Annotated in this window: 15 protein-coding genes; 11 read left to right on the forward strand and 4 right to left on the reverse strand. The window is 63.3% G+C overall.

Annotation, left to right across the window (positions count from 1 at the left end; all coding sequences use genetic code 11):
- The first annotated feature begins 213 nt into the window (after positions 1-213).
- The 3 genes from KQ661_RS03675 (at position 214) to KQ661_RS03685 (ending at position 2,818) form a co-directional block, all read left to right on the forward strand.
- The gene (locus tag KQ661_RS03675; protein ID WP_216685676.1) at positions 214-663 is read left to right on the forward strand and encodes an IS5 family transposase; all 450 of its coding nucleotides are present in this window, start codon (positions 214-216) and stop codon (positions 661-663) included.
- Positions 664-916: 253 nt separating this feature from the next.
- Positions 917-1,330, forward strand: coding sequence for an ATP-binding protein (locus tag KQ661_RS03680; RefSeq protein WP_216679406.1), 414 nt, complete (start codon positions 917-919; stop codon positions 1,328-1,330).
- A 126-nt stretch (positions 1,331-1,456) separates the two neighbouring features.
- Positions 1,457-2,818, forward strand: a complete 1,362-nt coding sequence (locus KQ661_RS03685) for an ammonium transporter (protein WP_216685677.1) — start codon at positions 1,457-1,459, stop codon at positions 2,816-2,818.
- Between the two features lie 117 nt (positions 2,819-2,935).
- Here the strand turns inward: KQ661_RS03685 and KQ661_RS03690 are convergent, their stop codons facing one another.
- Together KQ661_RS03690 and KQ661_RS03695 are read right to left on the reverse strand one after the other, a co-directional pair.
- Positions 2,936-3,646 (reverse strand): SAM-dependent methyltransferase, encoded by a 711-nt coding sequence (locus KQ661_RS03690; RefSeq protein ID WP_216685678.1) that lies wholly within the window; start codon positions 3,644-3,646, stop codon positions 2,936-2,938.
- A gap of 133 nt (positions 3,647-3,779) precedes the next feature.
- Entirely contained in the window at positions 3,780-4,616 is an 837-nt protein-coding gene (locus KQ661_RS03695) for an alpha/beta fold hydrolase (RefSeq protein ID WP_235726919.1), read from the reverse strand.
- A gap of 60 nt (positions 4,617-4,676) precedes the next feature.
- Between KQ661_RS03695 and KQ661_RS03700 the strand changes: the two genes are divergently transcribed.
- From KQ661_RS03700 to arfB, 4 genes are all read left to right on the forward strand, one after another.
- Complete coding sequence (locus KQ661_RS03700; RefSeq protein WP_235726920.1) at positions 4,677-6,119, forward strand: carbohydrate porin; 1,443 nt, start codon at positions 4,677-4,679, stop codon at positions 6,117-6,119.
- Positions 6,120-6,261: 142 nt separating this feature from the next.
- The gene (locus tag KQ661_RS03705) at positions 6,262-6,969 is read left to right on the forward strand and encodes a head GIN domain-containing protein (protein WP_216685679.1); all 708 of its coding nucleotides are present in this window, start codon (positions 6,262-6,264) and stop codon (positions 6,967-6,969) included.
- A gap of 190 nt (positions 6,970-7,159) precedes the next feature.
- Positions 7,160-8,110, forward strand: a complete 951-nt coding sequence (locus tag KQ661_RS03710) for a 3-oxoacyl-ACP synthase III family protein (protein ID WP_216685680.1) — start codon at positions 7,160-7,162, stop codon at positions 8,108-8,110.
- 81 nt (positions 8,111-8,191) lie between these two features.
- Positions 8,192-8,596, forward strand: a complete 405-nt coding sequence (gene arfB / locus KQ661_RS03715; protein WP_216679411.1) for an alternative ribosome rescue aminoacyl-tRNA hydrolase ArfB — start codon at positions 8,192-8,194, stop codon at positions 8,594-8,596.
- Positions 8,597-8,703: 107 nt separating this feature from the next.
- Here the strand turns inward: arfB and mgtE are convergent, their stop codons facing one another.
- A complete protein-coding gene (mgtE, locus tag KQ661_RS03720; RefSeq protein ID WP_168672642.1) occupies positions 8,704-10,080 on the reverse strand; it encodes a magnesium transporter in 1,377 nt (458 codons plus the stop codon).
- Positions 10,081-10,368: 288 nt separating this feature from the next.
- Between mgtE and KQ661_RS03725 the strand changes: the two genes are divergently transcribed.
- A complete protein-coding gene (locus KQ661_RS03725) occupies positions 10,369-11,193 on the forward strand; it encodes a cyanophycinase (protein WP_216679412.1) in 825 nt (274 codons plus the stop codon).
- Between the two features lie 83 nt (positions 11,194-11,276).
- Here KQ661_RS03725 and KQ661_RS03730 read toward each other — a convergent pair whose 3' ends face one another.
- Complete coding sequence (locus KQ661_RS03730) at positions 11,277-14,807, reverse strand: DUF7948 domain-containing protein (protein ID WP_216685681.1); 3,531 nt, start codon at positions 14,805-14,807, stop codon at positions 11,277-11,279.
- 107 nt (positions 14,808-14,914) lie between these two features.
- Here KQ661_RS03730 and KQ661_RS03735 point away from each other — a divergent pair, with 107 nt between their 5' ends.
- The 3 genes from KQ661_RS03735 (at position 14,915) to KQ661_RS03745 (ending at position 18,953) form a co-directional block, all read left to right on the forward strand.
- The gene (locus tag KQ661_RS03735) at positions 14,915-16,231 is read left to right on the forward strand and encodes an endonuclease/exonuclease/phosphatase family protein (protein WP_216685682.1); all 1,317 of its coding nucleotides are present in this window, start codon (positions 14,915-14,917) and stop codon (positions 16,229-16,231) included.
- A gap of 57 nt (positions 16,232-16,288) precedes the next feature.
- Positions 16,289-17,809: a cysteine--tRNA ligase gene (gene cysS, locus KQ661_RS03740; RefSeq protein ID WP_216685683.1), complete on the forward strand. Its 1,521-nt coding sequence runs from the start codon at positions 16,289-16,291 to the stop codon at positions 17,807-17,809.
- Positions 17,810-17,927: 118 nt separating this feature from the next.
- Positions 17,928-18,953, forward strand: a complete 1,026-nt coding sequence (locus tag KQ661_RS03745; protein ID WP_216685684.1) for a M28 family peptidase — start codon at positions 17,928-17,930, stop codon at positions 18,951-18,953.
- Positions 18,954-19,002: the final 49 nt, after the last annotated feature.

The raw sequence follows: 19,002 nt of genomic DNA on the forward strand, positions 1-19,002 counted from the left end.
TCTCATGCCATCGGGCAGTGATAAGGCGCCCATCTATTACATCGTGACTGTCCGGTTTGCGCGCAGGTGTTCAGAAATGGACACCTTTTTTATTTGTCAGCGAATCGAATTAATTAACAAAAATTTGAAAATCAACTGATTAAATAAATGGCACGCGGCTTGGCAACAGATAGGAAAACCTCCCTTCCTGCTGCACGAAAATGGACAGAGCCATTGCCGATTCAATTCAAATCCAACGCCGCCGCCGCCGAGCGCTTGGGCCGCAGCCGTGGCGGCATCGGCACCAAAATCCACGCCTGCGTCGAGTCGCTGGGCAACGCCGTGCGCCTGATTGCCACCGGCGGGCAAGCCGGCGACAGCCCGCAGGTCCTGCCGCTGCTGGCGGACCTGGCGCCGGGCAAGGTGCTGGCCGACACGGCCTACGACAGCGATGAAACCCGCGCCTATTGCGCCGAAAAGGGCATCGAAGCCGTCATTCCCCGCCACCCCGGCCGGACTCAACCCCTTCCGATGGACGAGGAAACCTACCGCGACCGCAACAAAGTCGAGCGCTTTTTTGGCCGCCTCAAGCAGTACCGCTGCCTGGCCACCCGCTACGAGAAAACCGTCGTCTCCTTCCTGGCCTTCTGGCATATTGGGGCAATGATAGATTGGATTAGATAAATATATCATTGCTAAATTATCTTCACGCTCTAGTATGGTTAGTAGTAGCCCGGAAAGGGAGTGTGATTTGGCGTGTTTACCCGTTTTCATGTCGTGGGCGAACTTGTTGCAGGCCGCGACGTGGGCTGCGCTGCTGAGGATTTGCGCTACCAGAGCGGGCGTGATGATGCCAATTTGAGCCAGCAGCCGGCCGGCGTTATCCACCTGATGCTGCTGAAGGCCAGCCGGAGCAACCGCACCCCAGTTCACCGATGTGTGCGCCCTGCTGCGCGCCACTGCCCGCCTGCTGCAGCCCCAAAGCGCCGAGCGCCGCATCCGGTGGCACCTCAATTTGCCCGCCGAGCCGCTCATCATCAGCCTCGATGCCCAGCAGCTGGAGCAAGCCCTGCTGAACGTTGCCAAAAATGCCCTCGAAGCCATCGGCCAGGACGGCAACATCTGGGTGAGCGCCACGCTCAGCCCGCCCACGCTCACCATCGAAAACGACGGCCCCGCCCTCACGCCCGAAGTGCGGCAGCGCCTGTTCACACCCTTCTTCAGCACCAAGCGCGACGGGCAGGGCATCGGCCTCACGCTGGTGCGCGATGTGCTGCTGGCCCACGGCTTTCGTTTTCGGCTCGATACCAATGCCGCCGGCCGCACTGGCTTTAACATTAATTTTAAATAATGACCCCCTCATAATGAAGGTGTTTTTTGAAATAAATGACACTTTTACACAATAATGCCTTCGATAAATAGGGGGTTGATTTAAATTGTCACTTAACTTCGCTAAGTGGAAAAATCACACCTTGCTATGACTCGTAAGCAACTTATCGCTACCGCCTGCCTGGGCCTGCTGCTATTGGTAGCCGGCATCGCGGCCTTCCTGCCGCAAAATCACCCCGATGCTCAGCCCAACGCCTTCGAACCCGCCGACCTGGCCTGGATGCTCACCGCCTCCGGCCTCGTGCTGCTGATGACGCCCGGCCTGGCCTTCTTCTACGGTGGCATGGTGAGTAAGCGCAACGTTATTTCCACCATGCTCCAGAGCTTTATCGCGCTGGGCGTCATCTCCTTGCTGTGGTACGTGGTGGGCTTTTCGCTGGCGTTTGGCGATAGCATCGGCGGCGTTATCGGCAATCCGCTCACGTTCTTCATGTTCAACAACGTGGGTACGGCCCCGCATCCGCGCCTGGCCCCCAACCTGCCGCTGGTACTGTTCGCAGCCTTCCAGTTGAAGTTTGCCATCATTACCCCGGCCCTCATCAGCGGGGCGTTTGCCGAGCGCATTCGGTTCTGGGGCTACCTGCTGTTCATGTGCCTGTTCAGCCTGCTCATCTACTGCCCGCTGGCCCACTGGACCTGGCACCCCGACGGCTTCCTGATGAAGTGGGGCGTGCTCGATTTCGCGGGCGGCACGGTGGTGCACATCTCGGCGGGCTTCGCGGCGCTGGCGGGCGCGCTGGCCCTGGGCCGCCGCCACTCGCACCGCGAAGGCCATACCCATGTGCCCCCCAATGTGCCGTTCATCCTCATTGGCATGGGTTTGCTGTGGTTTGGCTGGTTTGGATTTAATGCCGGTTCGGCGCTGGCGGCCAATGCCACGGCGGTGCAGGCCTTTTTCACCACGCACCTGGCCTCGGCCGCCGCCATGCTCACCTGGATGATGATTGAAGCCGTGCGCGGGCAGCGGCCCTCGGCGGCGGGCGCGGCCATTGGGGCCGTGGTGGGCCTGGTGGCCATCACGCCGGCGGCGGGCTACGTTAGCTACGGCCCGGCGCTGTTCATCGGCGTCGTTTCGGCCGCCATCAGCGCCGGTGCGGTCGATTTGAAGAACCGCACCACGCTCGACGATACCCTCGATGTATTTCCCTGCCACGGCGTGGGCGGCATCGTGGGCATGATTCTGACGGCCATTTTCGCCAAGGAAGGCGGCCTGGCCACCACTGGTTCCTGGACGCTGCTGCTGCACCACCTCGGCGCGCTGGCCTTCATCTCGGTGTTCACCTTCGGTGGCTCTTACCTGCTCTATAAGGTAACCAACGTCCTCATTCCCATTCGAGTAAATGCCACCCACGAAGCCGACGGCCTCGACCTGAGCCAGCACGGCGAAACGGTATTGCCCGCCCCCCACGAAGCCCTGCCCGTCGAGCCAATGCTGATGATGCGGGCATAGGCGTAACAGCTATAACACGCTTGTCATCCTGAGCGCAGCGAAGGACCTTATCACGCCAGAACAAGTCGTCCTAGCGTGATAAGGTCCTTCGCTGCGCTCAGGATGACAGAGTCCGTTCTACGTCCCCAGCACAAACACCGTCGGAATCTTGTGCAGCTCCGGGGCCGGTAGCCGCCGCCAGTCGCTCACCGGCAGCGTCTTGATAAACTCCCCCGCGCCCGTCACATCAGCCGCCACGCACAGGCGGGTACCGGGCTGCAAATGCGCCAGCAAATCGCTGAATAGCGACCCGTTCCGGTAGGGCGTTTCGATGAACAGTTGCGACTGTTGCCGCTGCTGCGCCTCCTTCTCCAAGGCCTTGATGGCCGCCACGCGCGGCGCTTTCTCAATGGGCAAATACCCGTGGAAAGCAAACTGCTGCCCGTTCAGCCCCGAAGCCATGAGCGCCAGCAGCAGCGACGACGGCCCCACCAGTGGCCGCACCCGCAGGCCCTGTCGGTGGGCCTCCCGCGCCAGCGCTGCGCCCGGGTCGGCAATGCCCGGGCAGCCCGCCTCGCTGAGAATGCCGGCATCAATTCCCTCCTTCACCAGCGGCGCGAGGGCGGCGCGCACTTCCGCATCGGTGCTGTCTTTGTCGATGACCACGAAGCGGATTTCCTCGATAACGCGGTGCGGGGCCACGCTTTTCACGAAGCGGCGGGCCGTGCGGGCATTCTCCACCAGGAAGTAGGGGAGGGCCGCCACGGCGTCCACCACCTGCGGCGGCAGCACCTGCGGGGCCGTGTCATCGGCCAGCGGCGTGGGAATGAGAAAGAGGGTTCCGGACATAAAAAGTAGCTTGGACTCTGCGAGTCCGAGCGCGAGCGCAGCGAGCATCTCGCGAGAGGTTGATGGTTGGATGATTTTCAGCGCGAGGTGCTCGCTGCGCTCGTTGCTCGGACTCGCAGAGTCCAAGCTGCAATCAGCTCAGCGCGAATGTCTTCACCATTTCGAATACCTCTTCCGGCTTCTCGGCGTGCAGCCAGTGGCCGGCATCGACCACGGTCGCCACCTGCGAGTTGGGGAACAGCGCCGGAATATTCGTCAGCTTATCCTCGGCGGTGATGTAGTCCGACTTGCCGCCCCGAATGAACAGCGCGGGCTTCATAAATGGCGCGATGCCAATGGTTTCCTCTCCGATGGCGGCGAGCTGCGCGGCCAACACTTCCAGGTTGATGCGCCAGCCGAAGGTATTGTCTTCCTTGCGGTAGAGGTTTTTCAGTAAAAACTGCCGGGTGCCGAAGTTGGGCACGTACTTGGCCAGCGCGGCATCGGCCTCCTGGCGGTTGGTGCAGGTGGTGAAATCGACGGATTGCAGGCCGGCCACGATGTCGTCCTGGTGCTCCATGTTGGAGAAGCGCGGGGCGATGTCGACCACGATGAGCTTGGCCAGCCGCTCGGGATGGTCGAGGGCGAAGCGCATGGCCACTTTGCCGCCCATGCTGTGGCCCATAAGGGTGGTGTCGGGGCCGAGTTGCAGGTGGTCGAAGAGCGCCAGCACATCCTGCGCCATGAGGGCGTAGGTATGCTCAGGCGAGTGAAACGAGCGGCCGTGGTTGCGCAAATCCACGCTGATAACGCGCAGGTCGGTTTCGGTAGACCAGCGGCGGGCGAGGGTCTGCCAGTTGTCGAGGGTGCCAAACAGGCCGTGGAGGATAACCAGCGGGCGGCCCTGGCCCTGGTCGAGGTAATGAAGTAGCGGCATGGGGCAAAAGTAGGGCGTGGGGCCGCCGTAACCGTGCGCGCCGGTTAACTTCATCCTTTCCACATTTGAAATGTGGCACCTTTATCCCTATTTTATTCGGCCTTCTCAGGTTCTTTGGTTCTGAAACACCTCTTTCTTCCGCTCGCTGGGGCGCTGCTGCTGGCCGCGCCGGCCTTCGCTCAGGTCACGCCCCCCGGCTCTACCACTCCCGCCTCGCCGCCCAATGCCGCCTCGGCCCAGGAGCCCGCGCACCTTCCTAATCCGAACGACCCCGGGGCCCCGCGCAAATGGAGCCTGCACTTTCAGCAAACACTTGTAAACCAATGGCATAACGACCTGATTACGCCGTATGCGGGCGCCTTTAGCCTGGCCGACCGCGAATCGGCGAAGCTGTCGTTCACGAGCACGCTGTTTATTGGCCGGCGGCTGTGGAAGGGCGCGGCGGTGTACTTCAACCCCGAAGTGGCGGGCGGTACTGGCCTGAGCGGTGCGCGCGGCATCGCGGGCTTCACCAACGGCGAAACGTTCCGCATCGGCAACCCATCCCCCAATTTATACCTGGCCCGGCTGTACCTGCGCCAGGTGTTTGCGTTGGGCTCGGAAACCGATAAGGACGACGACGACCTCAACCAAGTGGCCGGCCCCACGCCCCGGCGCTACTTTGCCATCAACGTCGGCAAGTTCAGCACGGCTGATTTCTTCGACCAGAACAGCTACTCGCACGACCCGCGCACCCAGTTTCTGAATTGGAGTCTGATGAGCGCCGGCGGCTGGGACTACGCCGCCAACACCCGTGGCTATACCGTGGGCGGGGTTTTTGAGTACGTGACGCCCGGCTTTGCGGCCCGTTTTGCCACCACGATAATGCCCACCGAGGCCAATGGCCCCACGCTCGATTTCCACTACGGCACGGCCCACGCCGAAACCGTGGAGCTAACCAAAGTGTACCATCTCCGGGGCCGGCAGGGCACCATTCGGGCGCTGGGCTTCCGCAACGTGGCCGCGATGGCTACTTACAACACGGCCGTCCGGCTGGCCCAGCTCACCGGCGAGCAGCCCGACGTGACGCTGGTGCGCCGCGACGGCCACACCAAAATCGGTTTCGGCCTGAACGCGGAGCAGGAAATTGCCAAAAACGTGGGCCTGTTTGCCCGCGTGAGCTACAACGATGGCAAGAACGAAACCTGGGCCTTCACCGAAATCGACCAGAGTGCCAGCCTCGGCATTGTGAGCACCGGCGACCGCTGGCAGCGGCCCAACGACCGCGTTGGCGCGGCCATCGTCGTGAACGGCATCAGCCCCGAGCACCGCGCCTACCTGGCGGCCGGCGGCTACGGCTTCATGGTGGGCGACGGCCCCGGCACGGGCTACGTGCCCAACAATGGCGCCCTCAACTACGGCCTGGAGCAGATTGGCGAGGTGTACTATAGCTTCGCGCTGCCCATCTATCACGCATCAATTAGCCCTGATTATCAATTTGTTGTAAACCCTGGGTATAACCGCGACCGCAGCGGGCCGGTGCACGTAGTGGCCATTCGCCTGCACGTAGAGTTTTAGGAAAACGGAATAGAAAAAAAGGCAGAAAGAAATAACTTCGGGCAACCGCTGTAACGTTCGCAGCATCTGCTGGTAACCGGGTCCACTCACCTTTTCACCCTTTCCCCTTTTTTTCCTCAGGAAGAATTTTCGGATTACCTCAATGTGCGCCAGCCTGCTGGCCCTGGCCATGGGCACGCTCTCGTCCTTCACCGCGCCCCGGCCCCTGGCCGACCGCGAAACCCGCACAGTGGGCGCTTTCACCGAAATCAGCCTCGGCGGCTCGGCCCATGTGGTGGTGAAGCAGGGCAGCCCCCAAAGCGTGGTGGTGGAAGCCAGCAAGGAAGACCTGGCCGATTTTGAGACCGAAGTGAAAGGCAGCCAGTTGCGCCTGGGCTACCGCCAAAACGCGGGCAAGGGCATGTTCAACTACAAGAACCACGGCGCCGTGACGGTGTACGTGACCGTGCCCAGCCTCACGGCGCTGCGCGTAGGTGGCTCGGGCAAGCTGGAGCTAAACGGCCCGCTGGAAGCCGATGCCATGACACTGGCCGTGAGTGGCTCCGGCGATTTGCTGGTGCCGCAGCTGCGGGCCGGGCGCCTCGAAACGGCCGTGTCCGGCTCAGGCGATGTGACGTTGGGCGGCACCTGCCCCAGCAACGAAATCCGCATCAGCGGCTCGGGCAAAGTGCGGGCCCACGACCTGAAAACCGAAATCAGCCGCGCCCGCATCAGCGGCTCGGGCGATGCCCATGTGTATGCCAGCCGCACGGCCGAGGGGGCCATTTCGGGTTCGGGCAGCTTGTACGTGGCCGGCGGGGCCCAGCTTAGCAGCAACACGCACGGCAGCGGCCGGGTGACGAAGGAATAGCGTCAATGAGGAGTTAAGAGTTAAGAGTTGAAATGGGAGCGTCACTGATTTCAGCTCCTCACTCTTAACTAATACGGGCTTGCGGGTGTAAAATTCGGGCATATGACCATCCTGCGCCGACCGCCGGGGGATGCAGGCCGTACCTTTACCGGGCCGCCAATCGGCTTTGCGTTTCACCCAATACCACCCCGTGTATCTTCATCATGTGGCGGCCTACCTCCCGGAGGCCGTCGTCACCAATGCGCATTTCACTCGAATCAACGGCTTGGTCAGCGAGTGGATAATTGAGCGCACCGGCATCCAGGAGCGCCGCAAAGCGGCCCCCGGCGAGAATGCCAACACCATGGCCATTGCCGCCACCCGCGCCGCGCTGGCTGCCGCTCCCAGCTTTGCCCAGGCTAGTGTCGACCTTATCGTGGCCGGCACCTACACGCCGCACGATACTATTTTTACGGCCGCGCACGCCGTGCAGCGCGATTTGGGCATCAACGAAATCCCGACGGTGAGCATTTCTTCGGCCTGCTCGTCGCTGCTCAACGCCGTTGAAATTGTGGAAGGCTACTTTGCCATGGGCAAAGCCACCCGCGCCGTGGTGGTAGTAACCGAGCACAACACCGCCTACAACAACGAGGCCGACACCATGGCCGGCCACCTCTGGGGCGATGGCGCGGCGGCCCTGCTCATCAGCAAGGAGCGCATCAGCCCCGAGGACCTGCACATTGCTGAAGTCATCACCGGCGGCGCGGCTCCCGTAGGCAAAGCCGACGAGGCCGTGACCCTGAAACCGGTAGAAAAAGGCATCGTGATGCCCTTCGGCCGCGATGTGTTTCAGCAGGCCTGTACCTACATGGCCCGCGTCACCCAGACGCTGCTCGACAAGCACCACATCGCCACCCCCGACCTAACCTACCTCATCCCGCACCAGGCCAACCTGCGCATCTCGAAAAATGTGGCCAAGCAGCTTGGCATCGAGCTGGAGCGTACCGTGAACAACATCGAGCGCCTGGGTAACACCGGCTGCGCCGGCGCCGCCATCGGCCTGGCCGAAGTGTGGGACACGCTGAAGGGTGGCGATAAAGTGATTATCACCGTATTCGGCGGCGGGTACTCGTATGGCGCGATGCTCTTGAATAAGGGTTGAGTTTTGAGGGCTGAATGTTGAGTTTCGAATAACCTGACATATTCAACTCAACATTCAGCCCTCAAAACTCAACCCTTCATTATGCTCCCTCCCGCTACCGCCTTTCTGCCCGAAATTACCTTCCAGACCAGCCGGGCCAGCGGGCCGGGCGGGCAGAACGTGAACAAGGTGGAATCGCGGGTGGAGCTGCGCTGGCACCTGATGGATTCGCAGGTACTCACCGACCTCCAGAAGCAGCTGATACTGGAGAAGCTGGCCGGCCAGCTTACCACCGATGGCCTGCTGCTGCTAACCGCGCAGGACGACCGCAGCCAGCTCCGCAACAAGGAAATTGTGCTGGCGCGCTTCCACGAATTATTATTGAAAAGCCTGCGCCGGCCCAAGCCCCGCAAAGCCACCAAGCCCAGCAAAGGAGCCGTGCGCAAGCGCCTGGAGGGTAAAAAGATTCAGGGCGAGAAAAAGGCTAATCGGCGCAGGCTGGAATAAAAGGTGAAATGGTGAGCTGGCGAACTGGTGAGTTTGTCGTTTCTGCGGCGCAGTTTACGCAAGCCGAACATCAAACTCACCAGTTCGCCAGCTCACCATTTCACCTTTTACAGCAGCGTGCCGCGCAGCAGCAGCAGGGCCACCGAGAAGTAGATAATCAGTCCCGTCACATCGACCAGCGTGGCCACGAAGGGCGCGGAGGACGTGGCTGGGTCCAGGCCCAGCTTCTTGAGCAGCAGCGGCAGCATGGAGCCCGCCAGCGAGCCCCACAGCACGATGCCCACCAGCGCAATGCCCACCGTGAGGGCCACCAGCGCCCAATGCTCGCCATAAATGGGCGTGATGCTCTGCCAAATGGCAATGCGCCCAAAGCCCACCAGGCCCAGAATCAGGCCCAGCGCCGAGCCGGTAATGAGCTCGCGCCGCAGCACCCGCCACCATTCGCCCAGCGTGAACTCGCCCAGCGCCATGGCCCGGATGATGAGCGACGTGGCCTGCGAGCCCGAATTGCCGCCCGAGCTGATGATGAGCGGCACAAACTGCACCAGCACGATGGCCTTCTGCAGCTCGCCCTCAAAAAACTGCATGGCCGAGGCCGTGAGCAGCTCGCCCAGAAACAGCACCACCAGCCAGCCGGCCCGCTTCTGCACCAGCGTGAGGAGCGGCATGGTGAGGTAGGGCTCATCGAGGGCTTCCGAGCCGCCGAGCTTCTGCATGTCCTCGGTGTCTTCCTGCTCCCGAATGCTGAGGATGTCGTCAATGGTGACGATGCCGAGCAGGATTCCCTGGTCGCTTACCACGGGCAGGGCGTTGCGGTCGTTGCGCCGGAACACGTCGATGGCCTCTTCCTGGTCCTGCGTCACGGTGAGCTGCACGAAGCGGCGGTCCATGAGGTCGCGCACCCGGGCCGTGGGCGCGGCCAGCAGAAACTCCCGGATGCGGATGTCATCAATCAGTATGCCCTGCGCGTCGGTCACGTAGAGCATGCTCAGCGTTTCGGACTGCCCGCCGTGCTGCCGGATGAAGTCGAGTACCTGCTGCACCGTCCAGTTCTCGCGAATGGCAATGTAGTCGGGCGTCATCAGGCGGCCCACCGAGTATTCGGGGTAGCCCAGCAGCTGCAGGGTTACCTTGCGCTCTTCCTCGCTCAGGCTCTGCACGAGCTCGGCCACGAAGTTGGCGGGCAGGAATTCGAGCAGGGTGGTGCGGTCATCCGGCGACATCTCGTTGAGGATGTCGGCCATCTTATCCTGGGCCAGGTTGTCGAGGAAGTGCCGCTGCTCCTCCAGGTCGAGGTATTCGAACACCTCGGTGGCCAGCTTCAGGGGCAGCAGCCGGAAGATGATGAGCTGTTCCCGTTCCTCTTCCTCCTCGATAAGGGCCACCAGCTCCGCCGGCTGAAAGTCGCGGAGCACCTGTTTCAGCTTGAAAAATTCGCCCTCCTGAATCAGGGACGTGATGGTTTCCAGGGTATGCGGCTGCATGAAAAAGAGGGGAGGGGAGGTGCTTCGCTAGGCAAGCGGGGTTGATGGAGAGAATAAGCGTCACAAAAGTAGGCCGAACCGGATGGGAAATGGGTGCCGTAAGTTGAGAAAAGAACGTCAGGCAGAGCGCCGCATCTTGCCCGCAGTCACTCTGTCGATTGCGCGGCATTGCGCGGTAGCGATGCTTCGCTGCGCTCGGCATGACGTTCGAGGGCACGATGAAATCCTGCCGCCCGCCGCCCCCAAATCCCCGCCGCCGCCCCATCTTGCCGCCCCAAACCCGTATTTATGCCTGATGCTTCTCCCGTTGCCGCGCCCCTGGGCACGCTCGCCGTGCTCGGTGGCGGCGACGATGACCCCCTGCTGACCCTGCTGGCCGGCCTGCTGCCCGACCGCAACCTGCCCATTGAGGTGCTGACCACGGCTTCCCGCCGCCAGCCCGCCCGCACCGCCGCCGCCTACGCCCACTCCTGGAATCAGCTGGGCTGCCCCCACGTCCGGCACCTGCAAGTAAACGAAGACCACCCCGCCGACGACCCCGCCACGCTCACGCGCCTGCGCCGGGCCGCGCTCGTTCTCATGAGCGGCGGCGACCAGGAGCGCCTCACCGATTTCCTGCTCGGTACCGAATTTCTAACCATTCTCAAGCAGAAATACCAGACCGAAGCCGGCTTTATCCTGGCCGGCACCAGCGCCGGGGCCTCCGCCGTGGCCGAGTATATGCTGGTGAACGGCCACGGCTGGCGCAGCCTGCTGGGCGGCCGCATCGAGGTGAAACCCGGCCTGAACCTGCTGCCCGGCGTGCTGCTCGACCAGCACTTTGCCGAGCGCGGGCGCTACGCACGCCTCATGCACGCCGTGCTGGCCCAACCGGCCCTGCTGGGCATCGGCCTGAGCGAGGAAACCGGTCTGCTCATCCGGTCCGGCCAGCCCGCCCAGGTATTCGGCGAGGAAGCTGTGGTGGTTATCGACGCGGCCCAGGCCACTCACAACAACCTGCCCGGCCTGCCCGATGGCGCGGTTATCAGCGGGCATGGCTTGCAGCTGCACGTGCTGGTAGCCGGCCAGGCAATTGACATTGCCGGCCGCAAAGTGCGGCCCGGTGGGGCGTAGTACGAAGTGGTGCTTCGCAGCTCCGTGCCGCCGAAATCGGGGGGCTGCGCGCGGGAACGCGAAGCACCGCTTCGCACTACGTCCTAGCGGCGCACCTCTACCCAGCCTTTGGCGCGGCGGTCGTCGGCGTCGCGCAGCTGGTAGTAGTAGATGCCGTCGGGCAGGCCAGCGGCGTCCCAGTTGTTGTGGTAATTGTTGGTTTGGTACACGCGCTGGCCCCAGCGGGTGTACACTTCCAGCGATGCCGGCCGGCAGCTGAAGCGGGGCTGGAAGGCCTGGTTGGTGGCGTCGCCGTTGGGGGTGATGATGTTGGGCATGAACACGTCGCCCACTTCTACGGGCGAGAAGCCGGTGAGTACCTCGCAGTTACCGTAGCGGGCCGTGAGGGTAACGCGATACGTGCCGGGCTGGGTGTAGCGGTGGGTGGGCTCAGCAGCGGTGCTGGGCTCGCTGCCATCGCCAAAATCCCAGCGGTAGGTGGCATGCGGGGCCAGCAGCACCGGCGAGAGCGGGCAGTCGAACGGCGCGAGGCCGGCGTAGCGCGGCGCGGCGGCGCACTCCGGCAGGTTCAGGCCCACATCCTGCGATGATACGGGGGCCAGCACCACCGTGCGGGTGGCTGTGGCCTGGCAGGGGCCCTGCGTCACGGTGTAGATGAGCGGAAATACGCCGCCCCGGTTGCCGGTATTGGGCGGGGTGAAAAAGCCGCCGGCCGTGACGCCCGTGCCACTCCACACGCCGCCGGCCGGCGCGTAGCCGCGCAGCTGGAAGGGCTGCCGCAGGTCGGCGCACAGGGTGGTGTCGCGGCCGGGCGTGATGACGGGCAGGCGGTTCACCACCACCTGCTGGCTGAGGGTGCCGCAGCCCAGCGAATCGGTAATGCTGTAGGTGAGCGTGTGGGTGCCCGTGCCGGCCGCGGCTGGGTCGAAGCGGCCGTTGCTCACGCCGGGTCCGCTGAAGGTGCCGCCGGCCGGCGTGGCCGCCAGGGTCACCGCCGCGCCCACTATGCACTGCGTAGGCACGGGCGCAAACGTGGGCACCACCGGCGGGGCCACCACGTAGCGCACGCGGCGGGTGCTCAGGCAAATGCCGGCGGTGGCCACCGTATAGTTGAGGACGTAGTACCCCGGCCCCACGGCCGTGGGCACGAAGCGGTAGCCGCCGCCCACGGCCGCCTGCACGCCCGGCCCGGCCCACACGCCCCCGGCCGGGCTGCCAGCCAGGGCCACGGGGCCATTGTCGAGGCATAGGTAGCGGCTTGGGCCGGCGTCGGCCTGCAGTACTTCAAAATTCATTTTGAAGGCGCCGTTGTTGCAGTTCGAACTGCCGTTGCGCACGGTGTAGGTGCCCGCGCCCGGCGGCAGCGGGAAGCTCTGAGTGCTGCCGCAGCTGGCGCATACGGCCTGGTACACCACGCCGCGCTTATCGAAGCGCGAGGTGCCACCATCCACGTGCTCGGGCACGCCGTTCTGGCCGAAAAAGGTGGCGTACTCCAGCTTCGCCATGCCGGCCGAGAATTCGGCCAGGTAAAAATCGGAGCCGTCGGTGGTGGTCTGGAGGGCTCCGGCGGTGGTGGGCAGGCCGTTGGTGCTGCCGCCCAGGTAGCCGCCGCTCCGGCCGTTCACCTGCCCGCCCCAGCCGCTGACGTACACCCGCTCGCAGTCATCGACCAGAAAAGCCGTGGGTACCAGGTTGGGGCCGTTGGTATTGCTCCCGCTGCCAAACGCCGTGCTGTAGAGGCTGGTGGTGAGGTCTTTGTTCAGCTTTTGAATAAACTGCGTGCCGTTGGGCGTGGCGTAGAGGCCCAGTGTAGTGGGGTATTGTCCCAGCGTCTGGCCCAGTAGGTAGGCATCGCCATCGGCATCGAGCTGTAATAAAAAGGCTTGGTCGTAGGCACTGGTGCCCACGTAGCTGCTGCGTTCGAGGGTGCGGCCATCGGCGCTGATGCGGGCCACGAAGCCATCGGTGGCGCCGCCCTGGTAACTGCCTCGGAACGTGCCGGCCGTGACCGGGAAATCGCGCGAGGTGGTGCCGCCGCACACGTACACCCGTCCCTGGGCATCGCGCTGCATCGAGTAGGCAGCATCGGAACCGGTGCCGCCCAAAAAGCCGCCCCAGAGCATAACGTTCAGATTTGCCGATAATTTGCAGACCATCGCATCGGAGCCCGTGCCCGTAGCCAGGGTACCATTGAACCCGCCACTCTGGTTCGCCAATGGGAAATTGCGCGAGCTGGTGGAGGAGGCCACGTACACGTTGCCGGCGTCGTCGAGCAGCACATCGCCCCGGAAGCAGTCGCCGTAGTTGGCGGCCAGCGCAAAGCCGCTCGATACGCCGTCGTTGCCGCTGCCGCCGAGGTAGGTGCTGGCCAGCAGGCGGCTGCCATCGGCGCTGAAGCGGGTCACGACGAGGTCGGAGCCGTTGGGCATGTCGTACGGAAAGCCGTCGGTGAAAGGGTCGAGGGATGAGCCGCCTCCGAAGAAGCGCTGCCAGGCCCCCGTTGTGGTGGGATAGTTGGTTGACGAGGTGCTGCCCAGCACCACCAGCTCGTTCTGCGCGTTCACCACCAGGCTGTGCGGAAACTCGCTGCTGTTGCCGCCCAGGTAGGTGGCCCACACCCGAGCCGTCGCACCGCTCACGCTGGTGTTGTACTTGATAATGCCCATGTCCTCCACGCTGCTGAAGGCGGCGTAGAACGCGCCGGGCGTGGCCGGGTAGGTGCCGCCCAAATTGCTGGCCACAATGCCGCCCGAATACATATTGCCCGCGTTGTCATAAGTCGCGGTGAAGCCCCAGTTATCGGCCGTCGAGCCGGTGAGGGTGGAGAACTGGACCGTGGGGTCGATGGTCAGGGCGCGGGCGTGGTCGTAGGCGCCCAGGGCGAAGGTGAGGGTGCGGCCCGTGAGCACGTAGCGGCAGGCCACGGCCTGGCGCTGCCCGGCGGCATCGAGCTGCCAGGCCTGCGGGGCCAGCTCGGTAGTAGTGCCCACCGTGGTTTTAATAACGAGGTTGCCGGCCGCGTCCAGGCGCAGGGCGCTGGCCCCGTCGTAGCGCAGGGCCACGCGGGTGGGGTTGGCGCGGGGAGCCAGCAGCACATCGTATTCGAGCTGCTTACCAATATTTTCATACAGCGTCAGGTCGATTCCCGGCCACAGGCTGGTGTAGCGCAGCCGCCGAAACGCGCCCACGTGGCTGGCCCAGCGCCGGCTGTCGTTGCCGATGAAGTAGTTGCGCTCGCCGGCCGTGGGTGTTTCGGCCGTGAGGCGGGCGCGGGCGTTGGCCTGCTCGAAGTGCACGGTGTAGGAGTGGGCCGCGATGCTGTCGGCTTTGGCCTTGCCGCCGCTGGGGCGGGGCGCGCCATCGTGGTGGTGCAGGGCGGCGGGGTCCAGGAAGGCGTAGGTGAGGGCCGTGGGCAGCACGAACAGCGTGCCGGCCGGCAGGGTAGCCTCGTAGCGCACGCGGCCATCCCACTGGCCTTTGTTCTGCACAAATTCGAGGCTGGAGCCGGTGGGGGCAGTGGCCGCGCCCCGTGCCGCCTGCGCCGGGCACGATAGGGCAGCACAACCTACTAAAGCCAGCACAAAGCGGCCCAACGAGCGGAGAGGTATCGGCATAGAAACGCCAGAGGCAGAAAGGAGTGGAAAGGCAAAGATTGGAAAAAAGCAGCGCCCGGCCCGCTCTGGGCGCGGACTATGGCCGGAATGGCAATCGCGCAAAATTCGTGCGCGTCTTGTGTGGCGTGGGCATGCAGTGCGAAGCGCCGCTTCGCACCTACTCGAAGCGGGGGGTGGCCGTTATCTTTGCGGGCTCCGTTGCTTGTACCGTGCGCCGCTCTTTCGCTTTCAAATTCACGTTGCTTACCCTGGCCTGGCTGCTGCTGGCCATTGCCTGCGAGCAGGTGCCCGCGCGGGTATTTTGGCCGGTGGTGTTTGGGGCGCTCACCACGCCGGTGGCGCTGGTATGCACGTTTGTGCTGGCGCTATACTGGCTGCGGCGCAACTGGCGCGTGGCGGTGCTGCCTATTGTGGCGCTGGGCCTCACCTGGCCGCATGTGCAGCGCGGGCTGGCGCTGCACGCGCCGCTTAATCGCGCTTCGCTTAATGAAGAATTAGGGATGAAGAATGAGGAATTGGGGACGAAAAAGGCGGAGGTGGGCAAGAACAAAATTCCTCATTCCTCATTCTTCATTCCTCATTCAAACGAAGTAAGCCTACTGTCGGCCAACGTGCGCATTTTCAATGTGTATGCCCAGCTGCGCGACCCGGATTTTGCCTCGTCCAAGGGCTTTGTGCGGTGGCTGGCCACCAGCCCCGCCGATGTGCTCTGCCTGCAGGAATACTACAACGAGCCGCTGGGCAACAGCTTCGAGGCCAAGGTGTTCCACACCGAAGAGCGGCTGGGTCGCGGCAGTGGCCGCCACGCATTTGTGTCGCCCAGCCTCACCAATGCCATTGGGGCAGAGTTTGGGCTGGCTATTTTCTCGCGCTTTGCCATTGTGCGGCGCGGCACCATTGCCTTCGGCAAGCTCTCCCAAAACCACGCCATGTGGGCCGACCTGGCCCGCCCCGCCGGCCCCGGCCACTCCCAACCCGATACCATTCGCGTTTTCAACGTGCACCTGCAAAGCATGGCCATGGCTGAAAGCGACATTGCCACCGCCACCGAAAGCCGCGCCGGCCTGCGCCAGAAAGCCCCCAACCTCCTGCGCCGCTTCCGCAACGGGGCCGTGGCCCGGGGCGTGCAGGTCGATACCGTGCTGGCCCGCGTGGCCCGTTCGCCCTACCCCGTGCTGCTGGCCGGCGACACCAATGACCTGCCCTATTCCTACGTCTACGACCAACTGGCCGACCATATGCAGAACGCCTGGGCCACCGTGGGCTTCGGCATCGGGGCCACGTATAATGGCAAACTGCCCGGCCTGCGCATCGACCAGCAGTTTGCCAGCAAGCAGTGGCAGGTGCTGGGCTGTAAGGTGCATCGGGAAATCAAGTGGAGCGACCATTTCCCGGTCGAAGGGCTTTATCGGTTAATGGAGTAGTACGATAACTCCCCTCCTTGGTAAGGAGGGGAGTTATCCTCCCGCTACCTTTGCACCATGTCGCTTCAGCTTTATAACACGCTTACCCGCAAGAAAGAAGAATTTCAGCCCGTGCACGCGCCCCAGGTGGGCGTGTACCTGTGCGGCCCCACCGTATACAGCGAAGCCCACCTGGGCAACGCCCGTGGCCCGGTGGTGTTCGACGTGCTCACGCGCTACCTGCGCCACCTGCAGTACCAGGTGCGCTACGTGCGCAATATCACCGACGTAGGCCACCTCGAAAGCGACGCCGATACCGGCGAGGACAAGATGGAAAAGGCCGCCCGCGCCGCCCGCATCGAGCCCATGCAGGTGGCCCAGCACTTCACCAACCGCTACCGCCAGCACATGCTGGGCCTGGGCTGCCTGCCGCCCGATATCGAGCCCCAGGCCAGCGGCCACATCATCGAGCAGATTCAGGTGATTGAGGAAATCATCGCCAATGGCCTGGCCTACGAAGTCAATGGCTCCGTTTATTTCGACGTGCCGAAGTACGACGAGGAAGGCAAGCGCTACGGCAAGCTCTCGAACCGCAGCATTGAAGACCAGCTAGCCGGCACCCGCGCCAACCTCGAAGGCCAGAGTGAGAAGCGCAGCCCCCTCGATTTTGCCCTCTGGAAGAAGGCTTCGCCCGAGCACATCATGCGCTGGCCCTCGCCCTGGGGCGAGGGCTTTCCCGGCTGGCACCTGGAGTGCTCGGCCATGAGCCGCAAGTACCTCGGCGAGCTGAGTGACATTCACGGCGGCGGCCTCGACCTCATGTTCCCGCACCACGAATGCGAGATTGCGCAGAGCCAGGGCAGCCACTCGCATTCCGACGAGGCCCGCTTCTGGGTGCACAACAACATGATAACCGTGAACGGCACCAAGATGAGCAAGAGCTTGGGCAACTTCGTGTTGCTGGGCGATATGTTCAAGGGGCCCACTGGGCCGCTGGCCTTCGGCTACTCGCCCATGGTGGTGCGCTTCTTCCTGCTGCAGGCCCACTACCGCTCGCCGGTTGATGTGAGCGACGATGCCCTGCAAGCCGCCCGTAAAGGCTACCGCAAGCTGATGAACGGCCTGCGCCTGCTGGATAAGCTTAGTGGTGAAATGGTGAGTAGTGAATTAGTGAGTGATGAGGCGAATGATAAACTCGCTAATTCACCAGCTCACCAGCTCACTACATTGGCCGCTAAGCCCGCCGATTTTCTCGACGACGACCTGAACACGCCCCGCGCCATGGCTGCGCTGTTCGACCTGCTCAAGCGCTTCAATACGCTGGCTGCCAACCCCGCCGCGCTGGCCGAAGTAGGCGCCGAGGCCTTCGCCCAGGCCGCCGCCACCTACCGCACCATGGTGCAGGACGTGCTGGGCCTGAGCGACGAGCCCCGCGCCAACGTGGAGCAATTGCTGGAGCTCACCCTCGGCTTCTACTCCGAAGCCAAAGCCGACAAAGCCTACGACAAAGTGGACGTTATCCGGGCCGCCCTCAAAAACCAGGGCATCGTGATAAAAGACACCAAAGCCGGTGTGGAGTGGGCCTATAGCGAAGACTAAAATCTGTCAGGCTGAGTGCAGCGAAGCATCTTATCACGCCTGCGCCGGTTGAGTTACTAACCTACACGACCCCGGGCGCGATAAGGTCCTTCGCTGCGCTCAGGATGACAGTTAAAACATGAATTTTCGCTCCCTTCGCCTTCCCCTCGCCGCCCTGGCCGGCCTCTTCCTGCTCACCGGCTGCCCCGATAAAAAGGCCGCCGAAACCGTGGGTAGCGCCCCGGCTGAAGTCAAGCTGCCCAAGGCCCCGGTGTTCAACGCCGACTCGGCCTACGCCTTCACGGCGAAGCAGGTAAGCTTCGGGCCGCGCGTGCCCAATTCCAAGGCCCATATTGCGACCGGCAACTGGCTGGTGGCCAAGCTCAAGAGCTACGGCCTCAAGGTGATGGAGCAGCCCTTCGAGGCGATGACCTTTGACGGTACCAACATCCACGCCCGCAACATCATTGCGCAGTACCAGCCGCAGGCGGCGCGGCGCGTGGCCATCTTCGGCCACTGGGACACCCGGCCCTTTGCCGACAACGACAAGGTGAAGAAAAATGCCCCCATGGACGGGGCCTCCGACGGGGCCAGCGCCGTGGCCGTGGCCCTGGAAATGGCCCGCCAGCTCAGTCAGCAGCCCGATTCGCTGGCTCCCAACGTTGGCGTCGATTTCATTTTCTTCGATGCCGAAGACTGGGGGCACGACGATGCCACGCAGGCCAAGCTGAAAGACCAGCTCCAGGGTAGCGGCACCGATTCCTGGTGCCTAGGCTCGCAGTACTGGACTACCCACCTACTGCCCGCCAGCTACAAAGCTGAGTATGGCGTGCTGCTCGATATGGTCGGTGCCAAGGGCGCCACTTTCACCCGCGAGGAAACTTCGCGCACCTACGCCCGCGCCGCGCTCGACAAAATCTGGAACACTGCCGCCCAGCTCGGCTACTCCAATTTCTTCCGTTTTCAGGATACCGGCGGCATCACCGACGACCATGTGTACACGAACAAGGCCGGTATTCCCACCATCGATATCTACCACTACAACTCGCCCACCGACTACTTCCCGGCCTACCACCACGCCACCGCCGACAATATGAACATCATCGACCGCACGAGCCTGAAAGCCGTGGGCCAGACGCTGTTGCAGGTGTTGTATATGGAGTAGGCGGATACCGATAGCAGCGCCTAAAAGAAAAAGGGGCGGGCCATTTGGC

It is taken from the genome of Hymenobacter siberiensis (genome assembly GCF_018967845.1).
GTDB classification, from domain to species: Bacteria; Bacteroidota; Bacteroidia; order Cytophagales; family Hymenobacteraceae; genus Hymenobacter; species Hymenobacter siberiensis.